Source organism: Citrobacter sp. EC_71 (assembly GCF_019584005.1).
In the GTDB taxonomy this organism is placed as follows: Bacteria; Pseudomonadota; Gammaproteobacteria; order Enterobacterales; family Enterobacteriaceae; genus Citrobacter; species Citrobacter werkmanii.
In genome coordinates, this window is record NZ_VDAY01000009.1 from 35,464 (window position 1) to 48,793 (window position 13,330).

Below are 13,330 nucleotides of genomic sequence, written 5' to 3' on the forward strand. Positions count from 1 at the left end.
GGTATAGACGTTAACAATGATTACCGGTGACTTAAAAAGTAAAATCGACGGACTATGGGAAGATTTCTGGGTGGGTGGCATCACTAACCCGCTGACCGTAATCGAACAAATCACTTACCTGATGTACTCCCGGATGCTGGATACCCAGGAACAACGAGACGAGAAGCGTAAACAAATCGCGGGTATTGATTTTAAACCTCGCTTTACGCCTGAACAGCAAGAGTTCCGCTTCAGTCACTACAGCAACCTCGGCTCGGATGAAATGATGGAAGTAGTGCGCGACGGCGTATTCCAGCACTTCCGTCAGCTCGGCCAGGCCGATGCGTCGAAGGTGACGCTACTGGGCAACTTTATGAAAGATGCTCGTCTGGAGATCGTCAAACCGTCACTACTGACTAAAGCCGTGGAAGTGATCAAAAATCTGCCGCTGGATCGCGGTGACACCAAAGGCGATCTTTACGAATACCTGTTAAGCAAGCTGACCACTGCCGGGATCAACGGTCAGTTCCGCACGCCACGTCACATTATCCGCACAATGGTTGAAATGATGGAGCCAAACCCGGCACGTGGTGAAACGATCTGCGATCCGGCCTGTGGTACGGGCGGTTTTCTGGCAACCAGTTATGAGTACCTGCTGGAGAAATTCAGTTCACTGGAGTCCATTCATACCGAGATTGGCACCAACGAACGCGGCGAATTAGAAGAACAAAAAATCTTTACCGGCGATCTGCTGACGCCGTGGCGTGACCATGTGGATAACAAAATGTTCCACGGTTACGACTTTGATACCACCATGCTGCGTATTGCCGCCATGAACCTGATTATGCACGGCGTGGAAGAGCCGGATATTCACTATCAGGACACCATGAGCCAAAGCTTCAGCACCAATTTCCCGCAGGCCAGTAAAAACGCATTCAACCTAATTCTGGCGAACCCGCCGTTTACTGGTTCTCTGGATGAGGAAGATATTGACGCAACGCTGTCGGCAATGGTGAAAACCAAAAAAACCGAGTTACTATTCCTGGCTCGTATTCTGCAAATGTTAAAAGTAGGCGGGCGCAGTGCAACCATCGTTCCGCAGGGCGTGCTGTTTGGCTCCAGTAAGGCGCACCAGTCGCTGCGTAAAACGTTGGTGGAAGATAACCAATTGGAAGCGGTGATCAACCTGCCTTCCGGTGTATTCAAGCCTTATGCGGGCGTAGCGACGGCGATCCTGATCTTTACCAAAGGCGGCCAGACGGATGATGTCTGGTTCTACGATTTACAAAATGATGGCTATAGCCTGGATGACAAGCGTAATCCGATAAAAGACAACGATTTGCCGCACTTACTAGCAAGCTGGAAGCATTACCGTACTTTGCGCGGGCTACCGGTTGATAACTTTATGGGAGAGAAATCAGCTTCATTGCTGAAACAACAGTATCCGGAAGGGATTGATGCTGGTATTAATTTTAAAGATCGCACCCAAGCGGCGTTTGTGGTGCCGAAAGAGGATATTGCGGCGCAGAAATACGATCTCTCTATTAATCGTTATAAAGAGGTGGTATATCAGGCGGAGGAATATGAAGATCCGAAAGTGATACTGAAACGGTTAAAAGATCTGGAAAATGAGATTCTGGCGGATCTGAATGAGCTGGAGGGAATGCTGTGATTTCTATTTCAGATTTGGTAGAAAAAGTAGAAAAGATCAATCCAAATAATAAATATGGTTCTTGGAAATATATAGATATTGCTTCTGTAGATAGGTTTCAGAAAAAAATAGTATTAGAGAGTGTCTCAGACATTACACCTGACTCTGCACCTAGTAGAGCAAGGCAACTGGTTTTTGCTGGTGATATCATCATTTCAACTGTTAGGCCGAATCTCAATACCGTTGCTATTATCCCTAAAGAATTGGATGGAGCAATTGCATCAACAGGGTTTTGCGTTTTACGTCCTAATAAGTTAAAAGTTGATACAAAATATCTTTTTCATTATGTAAAATCAGAAGCTTTTGTTAATAGTTTAGTTAAACTAGCTACAGGAGCTAATTATCCCGCAGTTTCAGATAAGATAATTAAAGAACAACAGTTAAAGGCAATATCATTATGCGAACAAAAAGAAATTGCGGCTACTCTTGATAAGGCTGAGAACATCCTCCATAAACGTGAGCAGGCGATCAAATTAGCTGATGATTTTTTGCGTGCTAATTTTCTTAAGCTGTTTGGCGATCCCATTAGCAATCCAAAAAATTGGGAATTGAGAAAATTAGGTGAGATCGCCGATTGTCAGCTTGGGAAAATGTTATCAAAAAAATCAAAAACTGGATTATCGCCAAAAAAATATTTAAGAAATGCCAACATCAGGTGGAGAAAAATAGATGTTAGCGATCTTCTTGAAATGGATTTCAATGAAAAAGAATTATCTAAATTTGAACTCAAGCAGGGAGATCTACTTGTTTGCGAGGGAGGTGAGATAGGCCGGTGTGCAATTTGGGATAATCAAATCCAAGACTGTTACTACCAGAAAGCTCTGCATAGAGTGCGTCCTGACTATAATGTCCTTACATCTGTATATTTGCAAGAGTATTTTTATTCAATGGCTAAAGGAAATGCATTTTCTGAATTCGTTTCAGAAGTAACTTTCAGCCACTTGACTGCCGAAAAGCTTAAGAATTTACTTATACCAATACCGGAAATATCAATTCAGAGAAAATTTGAAATGATATATAATAAATTAAATACATTAATTTACGACAAATATAGTGATGAAATCTCACTGACTTTGCTGTCTAATGCTATTAACAAAAAATTAATTAATCATTTATAAGAAAAAATATATTAATTTTTATTGTAGGTGTCGTTAATTTATACGACACCTTATTCTTAAATCCTATTGCTATTTTTTATATAATCGTACACGCAGACTAATCGACAAAAATTACTGGACAAAGTTTGGGCGCTCATTGCTTCATCAATATGTTTTTTCAAAATTTTCAGAAGTTCTTCTATATCACGCTTGATTAAACCCGGTTCCATATATGGCATCATTCTTAAAAAGAAACCGAAATCATAAGCAAGATATAACTCATTTACACCAATTCTAACTTCAGGAACGGTTTCAGAACGTCGTTTATCCCATCCTTGGGATTGAAAACTTACTGGAGTAATTTTTAATCGTGATAGTACTCCACCTGAGAGTTCTGTTTCATTAATTATACTCCCATCGTGATTAATTAAATTAGCGTGATTTAAGAAGTGAAAAACAGGAATGCGCGCATTGCCTTTGCATATATTTGGCAGAACATCATTAACAACACATTCCCAATCATAATGTCCATTTTCAAAAACAACTTCCCGGATAAGATCTACACGTTCCAGTCCAACCAATCCTTTAGCTGCCATCGATTCCGATTTTTTTACCATCGAAATAGCACCATATCCCACAACAAACTCCGTTGTACTGACCCCTTCTTCAATTTTCTCTGAATCTCTCACATATAATTTTCCTTTCGGATCATCAGTTAAGACTAACTCATAAAGCTCATCTTTTATCATTCGAAATAAATGTGCTGGAATCCTTTTTTTAGTTTCACTCAGCACCTCAAATATTTCTTTATAAGATGGTGCCTGAACATATTTTACTGGTATTTTTTTATGAATAACAGAGTCACTAATGTCAGCCTCTCCAAGTTCAGGTTTCCATTCAACAAACAATAATTTATTCTGTAAAAAATCCAAACTGGCATCAGGAAAACAACTAACTATATCTTCCAGGATTTCAGCTATATGTTCATCTGTTAAAGAGTAGCCTAAGAAAATAACAGGCCTCTCTATAAACATAGTTAATAACTTAGATGATAGGTAAGGGTTTTTCTTTCTATATTTATCATAGTCACTTGATGTTAAAATCAATGAGTTAGGCTCAGTGCAGCAACCATGTATTTTATATATTTCAGCAATACCGTGGCTCCTGCCAGTAATCAATCCATCCTGACCTATAAAGGTTGTAAATTTCGGGAAAAGGCTTTCTAGAAAAACATCCCAGTTTGTGGTAATAACCCCATCAATATTTGCTTTCGCAAAAAGAGAAATTTCGTGTTTTAACTCATCATTATCTATAATATTTTTATGTGCATTCTCAATATATTTAGATATTGACAATTTCAAAGGAGACTGTTCGTTAATGAAAGTTTTCTCCTGTTCTTTTTCACTTAATGCTAATTGTCCTTCTTCAGTATCCCACCATTTCTCAGCGTATGCCGACACCAATAATTGTGCATATTCGGGTAAATCACCATTAGATTTTGTTTTTAATTTTATATGATTTTCCCCAATCGCCTCAGCAAAATGCTTCAAAAGGTCTTGCCAACATGGCACACCAAGGTAACGACGAGACACTCCGGAGCCAACAAATAACACTGGGGATGCTTCGAACTGCTTAAAATGCTCTTCGAGTTTTTTCTTAAAATTCATACTGATACTCTCTTTACAAGAAATCAAACCCCTTTATACCGATAACATTAAGGTATTGCTTCTTTCATCACCAGTACATTTATCAATTTTACGCAAGAAATCTAATCATTTATATTCAAGTAGTTATCAGATTAAAACTTGAGGAACAGCATTTCACTCCTGATGGTAGCCGAATTGTTGTACTTTCATTACGAAGGGCCCAATCAAGAGCCCATTCCCGTTTTCTCAGTAATCGTGACTTTAGATTTAGGCTTACATGGCGCATTCCTGCCGCTTAGGCCCAATGGAAAGTGTTGCCTCAGTGAAAACTCGGCTATTTGACCCTACCGACCAACTCCTCATTTGATAAGTCAGCAGCTTTAATTTAGGCTCGAATGTCCACTTTCAAACAACTCAATCTCCATTACCCCGGTTGATCTTCGCATAGTCAAACGGCGTAACCCCCTTCTCCCTGTTCGCATCCAGAAAATCAGCCCACCACTGCAACATCAGCTTGCGTTCGTCCAGATGTTCCGCTTTATGGATATACGCCGCCCGCACCGAATTGCGTTCCATATGGCTCATCTGACGTTCGACCGCATCCTTCGACCATAGCCCTGACTCAATTAACGAACTACAAGCCATTGTACGGAAGCCGTGGCCGCAAACCTCAACTTTAGTGTCATAGCCCATCCCCCGCAGAGCACTGTTTACGGTGTTTTCACTCATTGGCTTACGCGGATCGTGATCGCCAATAAAAATCAGCTCATGCTTATCACCACAAAACTGTTTTATCTGCTTCAGGATCGCCAGTGCCTGCTTTGAAAGCGGCACCAGATGCGGTGTACGCATCTTTGATCCCCGCTGAGAATGTTTCACGCCGGGAATAGGCTCTCGCTCAGGCGGGATGGTCCACATTGACGTTTCAAAATCGATCTCTGACCAACGAGCAAAACGCAGCTCACTGGAACGAATAAAAATAAGCAGAGTGAGTTCCGTTGCCCAGCGGGTTAGCGGCCTGCCGGTATAGCCGTCTATTTTCTCAAGTAACTCAGGGATGCGCTTTAACTCCAGTGCCGGACGATGCTGCCGATTACTGGAAGCTACCGCCCCCGCCATCTCCTGCGCCGGGTTGTAATCAATTAACCCGCTTTGCACTGCATAACGCATGATGGCCGTGGTGCGCTGTTGAAGACGGGAAGCCACCTCAAGACGTCCAGATACCTCTACGGCTTTGATGGGAATCAACAAATCGCGGGTACCCAGTTCAGCAATATTGCGAGTACCAATTGCCGGGAAGATATTGTCCTCAAGGCTCCTTTTTACGCGATTAGCATGATCTTCCGACCATTTCTGATTGGTAGTGAGCCACTCTCTGGCAACCTTCTCGAAAGTAATAATCTCTTTCGCCTGCTCTTCTTTCACAGCACGTTTATGCTCACGAGGATCGATACCAGCAGCTACCAGCTTTCTGGCCTCTTCCCTTTTCTTCCTGGCATCAGCCAGCGAAACATCCGGGTAAACGCCGAACGCCATCAAATGCTGTTTACCACCGAAGCGAAAGCGGAAACGCCAATATTTTGAGCCATTGGGGTGAATCAGCAAAAACATGCCATCACCATCAACAAGTGAATACTCTTTTTCCTCAGATTTAGCAGAACGAACCTTAGTATCTGTCAGTGCCATAGCGGCTATCCTTCCATAGTACTGCCGTGAGTATATAAGCAATATCGAACCAGCATATATACTCGGTTCTATACTCACAAGCATGTTGATGTGGGGTAACTCAGATTGACTTCAGTTGAGGTGAAAATCGTGGAAAGTCTTGTGCTACGCGGATTTCAGGCATAAAAAAAGACCTCAGTTGAGGTCCATTTACATGCTTTTGGTGCCGAAGGCCGGACTCGAACCGGCACGTATTTCTACGGTTGATTTTGAATCAACTGCGTCTACCGATTTCGCCACTCCGGCACGGAAGGGATGCGGAAAACGTTGTGGATTATACCTGTCATGCGCCACCATGCAAGCACCAGCATGTGTCTGGCTCGCTAAGTGTTGAAAATTTCAGCATTACCTTTCTTAGCTGTAACCATCATCACAGTTTGCCACCTCCTTAATCCCCCCTTCTGCGAAGCGTCCGGTTTCCCCATGCTCTACACTTCCAGTTCAACACCACACTGAGGGAAACACGATGTCGATGATAAAAAGCTACGCCGTAAAAGCGGCGGGCAGCGAACTCGAACTCTATGAATATGATGCGGGCGAGCTTAAGCCGGAAGATGTCGAGGTACAGGTCGATTACTGCGGTATCTGCCATTCCGATTTGTCGATGATCGACAACGAATGGGGGTTCTCTCAGTATCCGCTGGTTGCCGGGCATGAGGTGATTGGTCGCGTGGCGGCGCTCGGCAGCGCGGCGCAGAATAAGGGTCTGAAAGTTGGTCAGCGCGTCGGCGTTGGCTGGACGGCACGCAGTTGCGGGCATTGCGACGCCTGTATCAGCGGTAATCAGATTAACTGCCTGCAAGGTTCCGTTCCCACGATTCTCAATCGCGGTGGCTTTGCCGAGAAGCTGCGGGCCGACTGGCAGTGGGTGATCCCGCTGCCGGAGAGCATCGATCTGGCGGCAGCTGGCCCATTGCTGTGCGGCGGCATCACGGTGTTCAAACCGCTACTGATGCACCACATCACTGCCATCAGCCGCGTCGGGGTGATCGGCATAGGCGGCCTGGGGCATATAGCCATTAAGCTGTTACACGCGATGGGCTGCGAGGTGACCGCGTTCAGCTCTAATCCGGCGAAAGAGCAGGAGGTGCTGGCGATGGGAGCGGATAAGGTGGTCAACAGCCGCGATCCGGATGCGCTAAAAGCGCTGGCAGGCCAGTTCGATCTCATCATTAACACGGTTAACGTCGACCTCGACTGGCAGCCCTATTTTGAAGCGCTGGCCTACGGCGGTAACTTCCATACCGTCGGCGCGGTGCTGAAGCCGCTGCCGGTGCCGGCGTTCACTTTGATAGCCGGCGATCGCAGCATCTCTGGTTCGGCGACAGGTACGCCGTTCGAACTGCGCAAGCTGATGAAGTTCGCCGGGCGCAGCAAGGTATCGCCGACCACCGAACTGTACCCAATGTCGAAAATTAACGAAGCTATCCAGCACGTGCGCGACGGCAAGGCCCGCTACCGCGTGGTGCTGAAAGCCGACTTCTGATTATCTCTGCCGGGGGGAGTAAACCTCCCGGTTATTCCCGCCACTTTGGAATTCTCCTCGCAATCTCCACAATTTGGCGGTGAAGAGTGCGTCACGGTTGCCTATACTCCAGGCAGGATAAATGGAGGAAATCTCAATGAGCGCACCCCTGCTAATCGCCCGCACGCCGGACACCGAACTGTTTTTACTCCCAGGCATGGCCAACCGTCACGGGCTGATTACCGGCGCGACCGGGACCGGTAAAACCGTCACGCTACAGAAACTGGCCGAATCGCTGTCTGAGATTGGCGTGCCGGTATTTATGGCCGACGTAAAAGGTGACTTAACCGGCGTAGCGCAGGAAGGACAAGCCTCTGAAAAGCTGCTCGCCCGCCTGAAAAACATCGGCATTACCGACTGGCAACCGCATGCTAATCCGGTCACGGTGTGGGATATCTTCGGCGAAAAAGGCCACCCGGTGCGGGCCACGGTGTCTGACCTCGGGCCGCTGCTGCTGGCGCGTCTGCTGAACCTCAACGATGTGCAGTCCGGCGTACTGGATATTATCTTCCGTATTGCCGATGACCAGGGTCTGTTGCTGCTGGATTTCAAAGATCTGCGGGCCATTACGCAGTACATTGGCGATAACGCTAAATCGTTCCAGAACCAGTACGGCAACATCAGTAGCGCCTCGGTGGGCGCTATCCAGCGCGGACTGTTGTCACTGGAACAACAGGGAGCGGCGCACTTCTTTGGCGAACCGATGCTGGATATCAAAGACTGGATGCGAACCGATGCCAGCGGTAAAGGGATGATCAACATCCTCAGCGCCGAAAAGCTGTACCAGATGCCCAAACTGTACGCCGCCAGCCTGTTGTGGATGCTCTCCGAGCTGTATGAACAATTACCGGAAGCCGGCGATCTGGAAAAACCGAAGCTGGTGTTCTTCTTCGATGAAGCCCACCTGCTGTTCAACGACGCTCCGCAGGTGCTGCTGGATAAAATTGGACAGGTGATCCGCCTGATCCGCTCGAAAGGGGTCGGAGTGTGGTTCGTTTCGCAAAACCCGTCCGATATTCCGGACAACGTACTCGGCCAGTTGGGGAACCGCGTGCAACATGCCCTGCGCGCCTTCACGCCGAAAGATCAGAAAGCGGTGAAAACCGCAGCGCAAACTATGCGCGCCAACCCAGCCTTTGATACGGAAAAAGCCATTCAGGAGCTGGGCACCGGCGAAGCGCTAATTTCCTTCCTCGATGCCAAAGGTAGCCCGTCAGTGGTGGAACGGGCGATGGTGATTGCGCCGTGCTCGCGCATGGGACCGGTAACCGACGACGAGCGCAACGGGCTGATTAATCACTCCTCGTTGTACGGAAAATATGAGGAAGAGGTCGACCGTGAGTCCGCCTATGAGCGTTTACAGCAAGGCGTACAGGCCAGCACCGAGCAGCAAAATACGCCTCCCGCCAACGGTAAAGCGATCGACGTGGATGGCGGTATTCTCGGGGGGTTGAAAGATATTCTGTTTGGCAGCACCGGACCACGCGGCGGTAAGCGCGATGGCGTAGTACAGAGCGTGGCGAAAAGCGCGGCGCGACAGGTCACTAATCAGATAATTCGCGGCATGTTGGGAAGTTTGATGGGCAGCAGAAAACGCTAGCAGTGAAACTGCCCCTCCCGCACTACGGGAGGGGCGGATATTATGACTTACGCAGCATCAGCCACAGGCTTATCAGGAAGAAGCTGGCGCTAGGCAGCAGCGCGCCGATAATCGGCGGAATGCCGTACACCAGCGTTAATGGGCCAAAGATTTGGTCCAGCACATAGAACACAAAACCGAAGCTAATCCCTGTCACCACGCGCACGCCCATCGGGACGCTACGCAGCGGGCCAAAGATAAACGACAGCGCCATCAGCATCATGACCGCCACTGATAGCGGCTGGAAGACTTTGCTCCACATATTGAGCTGGTAGCGTCCGGCGTCCTGGCCGCTCGACTTCAGGTACTTCACGTAGTTATGCAGACCGCTAATCGAGAGCGCATCAGGGTCCAGCGCGACGACGCCGAGCTTGTCCGGCGTAAGGTTGGTTTTCCAGGTCCCGCTAACCATCTGCGAACCGGTGATTTGCTTTGGATTGGTCAGGTTAGATTCATCCACCTGCGACAGACGCCAGACCTTCTGCTCCGGGTCAAACGTCGCGCTCGCAGCATAGCGAACGGACTGCAAACGACGCTTATCGTTAAAGGAGTAGATGCTAATCCCGCCTAATTCGGCGTCGCCTTTCACCCGCTCGATGTAGACAAAGCTGTCACCATCTTTCGCCCACAGACCCTGCTGGGTAGAGAGCAGCGAGCCACCGTACATCTGCTGCGCACGGTAGTTACGCGCCATCTGTTCGCCCTGCGGCGCCACCCATTCACCGATGGCCATCGTCAACAGCACCAGCGGAATCGCGGTTTTCATCACCGACAGCGCCACCTGCATACGGGTAAAGCCGGAAGCCTGCATCACCACCAGTTCACTACGCTGAGCCAACATGCCCAGCCCCAACAACGCGCCGAGCAGCGCCGCCATCGGGAAGAAAATCTGGATATCTTTTGGTGCGCTGAGCAGGGTATACAGCCCGGCGCCCATCGCATCGTAGCTCCCCTGCCCGGCTTTTTTCAGCTGGTCGACAAACTTGATGATCCCGGAGAGCGACACCAGCATGAACAACGTCATCATGATGGTGGTGAAAATGGTTTTACCGATATAGCGGTCAAGTACACCAAAGGGCTGCATTATACCGCTCCTTTACGCATAAAACGGGCACGCAAGCGGCGCATCGGCACCGTATCCCAAAGGTTAAGTACAATCGCCAGCGCCAGATACGCCAGGTTAACCGCCCACATCCAGAACACCGGATCCAGCTTACCTTTGCCGCCATTCGACTTCAGCGATGTCTGGACCAGGAAGAACAGCAAATAGAGCAGCATTGCGGGCAGCATCGACAGTACGCGCCCCTGACGTGGGTTCACCACGCTCAGCGGTACGACCATCAGCGCCATCATAAATACAGTGAATACTAATGTGATACGCCAGGTCAGCTCCGCGCGGGCACGATCGTTGTCGGTCGTCCACAGCGTACGCATATCCATCTGGTCGGTATCGTTTGGATCCAGCGCCACGGCCTGATGGCCAATAATCGCCTGATAATCCTGGAAGTCAGTGATGCGGAAATCACGCAGCAGCGCGGTCCCTTCAAAGCGCGTACCCTGGTTCAGCGTCACGACCTGGGAGCCATCGCGCATCTGGGTAAGATGTCCGGAATCAGCCACCACCACCGAAGGACGGGCATTACCTTTCGGGCGGATTTGCGCGAGGAACACATCTTTGAAGTTGCTGCCATCAACGCTTTCGATAAACAGCACCGAACCGCCGTTAGTCGCCTGCTGGAATTGCCCCTGAGCAAGCGCAGCCATGCCGGGGTTAGCTTTCGCTTCCGCCAGCACTTCGTCCTGATGCCTGGAGGACCATGGTCCGGCCCACATCACGTTAACCGCCGCAATAATACTGGTAAACAACGCCAGCACCATCGCCGCTTTCACGAGCACAGCCTTGCTCAGCCCACAGGCGTGCATGACCGTAATTTCACTTTCGGTATACAGTTTGCCCAGCGTCATCAGCAGCCCGAGGAACAGGCTTAAGGGCAAGATAAGTTGCGCCATTTCTGGCACGCCCAGCCCCAGCAGCGAGAGCACCAGATTCGCCGGGATATCACCGTCAACCGCCGCACCAAGGATCCTGACTAACTTTTGACAAAAGAAGATCAAAAGCAGGATGAATAGGATCGCAAGTTGGCTTTTGAGCGTTTCCCGAACCAGATATCTTATGATTATCACTTTAAATACGCCCGTAAAAACCCGTCTTTTGCCGGAATTTAGCTTGTTTCATGGCTTAAACGTCATTTATTCTCTTGAGTCGTCGAAATCGTCGCTAAGATCATTATACTCAACGGATCCACCTCTCAGAAATTGTTCTGACGTGCCAATGCCGTAATAACGTTAAGATTAACACGAAGTCACCGCAACAGCGGGAATGAGTTACGAAAGCTTGCAATTCTATCCGTAGCCACCGCCGTTGTCTTTAAGATTCAGGAGCGTAGTGCATGGAGTTCAGTGTAAAAAGCGGTAGCCCGGAGAAACAGCGGAGTGCCTGCATCGTCGTGGGCGTCTTTGAACCACGCCGCCTCTCTCCGATTGCAGAGCAGCTCGACAAGATCAGCGATGGGTACATCAGCGCACTGCTGCGTCGTGGCGAACTGGAAGGCAAACCAGGTCAAACCCTGTTGCTGCACCATGTTCCTAACGTCCTGTCTGAGCGAATTCTCCTCATCGGTTGTGGTAAAGAGCGTGAGCTTGATGAACGTCAGTATAAGCAGGTCATTCAGAAAACTATAAATACCCTGAATGATACAGGCTCAATGGAAGCCGTCTGCTTCCTGACTGAGCTACACGTTAAAGGTCGCAATAACTACTGGAAAGTACGTCAAGCCGTTGAGACGGCACAGGAAACGCTGTACAGCTTTGATCAGTTGAAGACTAACAAAAGCGAACCACGTCGTCCGCTGCGTAAAATGGTCTTTAACGTACCGACCCGCCGCGAATTGACCAGCGGTGAACGTGCCATTCAGCACGGCCTGGCGATTGCCGCCGGGATCAAAGCGGCAAAAGATCTCGGCAACATGCCGCCGAATATCTGTAACGCCGCCTACCTGGCCTCTCAGGCGCGTCAGTTGGCTGATAGCTATAGCAAAAATGTTGTCACCCGCGTCATCGGTGAGCAGCAGATGAAAGAGCTGGGCATGCACTCCTATCTTGCGGTCGGCAATGGTTCGCAAAACGAGTCGCTGATGTCGGTGATTGAGTATAAAGGTGTCGAATCCGAAGACGTACGCCCGATCGTGTTGGTGGGTAAAGGGTTAACCTTTGACTCCGGCGGTATCTCCATCAAACCTGCCGAAGGCATGGATGAGATGAAATACGATATGTGCGGCGCGGCAGCTGTGTATGGCGTGATGCGCATGGTGGCAGAGCTACAGTTGCCAATCAACGTCGTCGGCGTACTGGCGGGCTGTGAAAACATGCCGGGTGGTCGCGCGTATCGCCCGGGCGATGTGCTGACGACCATGTCTGGTCAAACCGTTGAAGTGCTGAACACCGATGCTGAAGGCCGTCTGGTGCTGTGCGACGTGTTAACCTACGTCGAGCGTTTTGAACCGGAAGCGGTCATTGACGTGGCAACGCTGACCGGCGCGTGCGTGATTGCCCTGGGCCATCACATCACCGGCCTGATGTCGAACCACAATCCGCTGGCGCACGAGCTTATTGGCGCGTCTGAGCAGGCGGGCGACCGCGCGTGGCGTCTGCCGTTGGGTGATGAATTCCAGGAACAACTGGAGTCCAACTTTGCGGATATGGCTAACATCGGCGGCCGTCCTGGTGGTGCTATCACCGCGGGCTGCTTCCTGTCGCGCTTTACCCGTAAATATAACTGGGCGCACCTGGATATCGCGGGTACCGCATGGCGTTCCGGTAAAGCCAAAGGCGCCACCGGTCGTCCGGTAGCGCTGCTGTCGCAGTTCCTGCTTAATCGCGCCGGATTTAACGGCGACGAGTAAGTTTGAGATTACCCCGTAGGCCGGATAAGCGCCGCGCCATCCGGCA

10 protein-coding genes and 1 tRNA gene are annotated in these 13,330 nt (G+C 49.3%); 5 read left to right on the top strand and 6 right to left on the bottom strand.

Features of this window, described 5'->3' with window-relative positions; all coding sequences use genetic code 11:
• Positions 1-16 precede the first annotated feature (16 nt).
• Both FHD02_RS11805 and FHD02_RS11810 read left to right on the top strand, forming a co-directional pair.
• The gene (locus FHD02_RS11805; protein WP_197385328.1) at positions 17-1,651 is read left to right on the top strand and encodes a class I SAM-dependent DNA methyltransferase; all 1,635 of its coding nucleotides are present in this window, start codon (positions 17-19) and stop codon (positions 1,649-1,651) included.
• Positions 1,648-2,808 (top strand): restriction endonuclease subunit S, encoded by a 1,161-nt coding sequence (locus FHD02_RS11810; protein ID WP_054625930.1) that lies wholly within the window; start codon positions 1,648-1,650, stop codon positions 2,806-2,808. The genes FHD02_RS11805 and FHD02_RS11810 overlap by 4 nt, the downstream gene beginning before the upstream one ends.
• Positions 2,809-2,864: 56 nt before the next feature.
• On the opposite strand, the gene FHD02_RS11815 is transcribed toward FHD02_RS11810, so the two are convergent.
• The 3 genes from FHD02_RS11815 to FHD02_RS11825 form a co-directional block, all read right to left on the bottom strand.
• Entirely contained in the window at positions 2,865-4,454 is a 1,590-nt protein-coding gene (locus tag FHD02_RS11815; RefSeq protein WP_054625931.1) for an SIR2 family protein, read from the bottom strand.
• A 393-nt stretch (positions 4,455-4,847) separates the two neighbouring features.
• A complete protein-coding gene (locus FHD02_RS11820; protein WP_054625932.1) occupies positions 4,848-6,119 on the bottom strand; it encodes an integrase arm-type DNA-binding domain-containing protein in 1,272 nt (423 codons plus the stop codon).
• 200 nt (positions 6,120-6,319) lie between these two features.
• A tRNA-Leu gene (locus FHD02_RS11825) sits at positions 6,320-6,404 on the bottom strand.
• 220 nt (positions 6,405-6,624) lie between these two features.
• Here FHD02_RS11825 and FHD02_RS11830 point away from each other — a divergent pair.
• Complete coding sequence (locus tag FHD02_RS11830) at positions 6,625-7,644, top strand: NAD(P)-dependent alcohol dehydrogenase (protein ID WP_137360174.1); 1,020 nt, start codon at positions 6,625-6,627, stop codon at positions 7,642-7,644.
• Positions 7,645-7,780: 136 nt separating this feature from the next.
• Entirely contained in the window at positions 7,781-9,283 is a 1,503-nt protein-coding gene (locus FHD02_RS11835) for a helicase HerA-like C-terminal domain-containing protein (protein WP_220393894.1), read from the top strand.
• A gap of 40 nt (positions 9,284-9,323) precedes the next feature.
• On the opposite strand, the gene lptG is transcribed toward FHD02_RS11835, so the two are convergent.
• From lptG to FHD02_RS11850, 3 genes are all read right to left on the bottom strand, one after another.
• The gene (gene lptG / locus FHD02_RS11840) at positions 9,324-10,406 is read right to left on the bottom strand and encodes an LPS export ABC transporter permease LptG (RefSeq protein WP_042312673.1); all 1,083 of its coding nucleotides are present in this window, start codon (positions 10,404-10,406) and stop codon (positions 9,324-9,326) included.
• A complete protein-coding gene (gene lptF, locus FHD02_RS11845) occupies positions 10,406-11,506 on the bottom strand; it encodes an LPS export ABC transporter permease LptF (RefSeq protein WP_042312675.1) in 1,101 nt (366 codons plus the stop codon). Before lptF ends, lptG begins: the two co-directional genes overlap by 1 nt.
• Before the next feature lie 62 nt (positions 11,507-11,568).
• The gene (locus FHD02_RS11850; protein WP_212723231.1) at positions 11,569-11,619 is read right to left on the bottom strand and encodes a hypothetical protein; all 51 of its coding nucleotides are present in this window, start codon (positions 11,617-11,619) and stop codon (positions 11,569-11,571) included.
• A gap of 153 nt (positions 11,620-11,772) precedes the next feature.
• Between FHD02_RS11850 and pepA the strand changes: the two genes are divergently transcribed.
• On the top strand, positions 11,773-13,284 hold the full coding sequence (gene pepA / locus FHD02_RS11855; protein WP_038636783.1) for a leucyl aminopeptidase: 1,512 nt from the start codon (positions 11,773-11,775) through the stop codon (positions 13,282-13,284).
• Positions 13,285-13,330: the final 46 nt, after the last annotated feature.

Excerpts from the sequence above, each read along its gene's own strand:
- lptG (WP_042312673.1), bottom strand. The coding sequence starts at position 10,406 with ATGCAGCCCTTTGGTGTACTTGACCGCTATATCGGTAAAACCATTTTC.
- FHD02_RS11835 (WP_220393894.1), top strand. The coding sequence starts at position 7,781 with ATGAGCGCACCCCTGCTAATCGCCCGCACGCCGGACACCGAACTGTTT.
- FHD02_RS11805 (WP_197385328.1), top strand. The coding sequence starts at position 17 with ATGATTACCGGTGACTTAAAAAGTAAAATCGACGGACTATGGGAAGAT.
- FHD02_RS11830 (WP_137360174.1), top strand. The coding sequence starts at position 6,625 with ATGTCGATGATAAAAAGCTACGCCGTAAAAGCGGCGGGCAGCGAACTC.
- FHD02_RS11820 (WP_054625932.1), bottom strand. The coding sequence starts at position 6,119 with ATGGCACTGACAGATACTAAGGTTCGTTCTGCTAAATCTGAGGAAAAA.
- FHD02_RS11815 (WP_054625931.1), bottom strand. The coding sequence starts at position 4,454 with ATGAATTTTAAGAAAAAACTCGAAGAGCATTTTAAGCAGTTCGAAGCA.
- pepA (WP_038636783.1), top strand. The coding sequence starts at position 11,773 with ATGGAGTTCAGTGTAAAAAGCGGTAGCCCGGAGAAACAGCGGAGTGCC.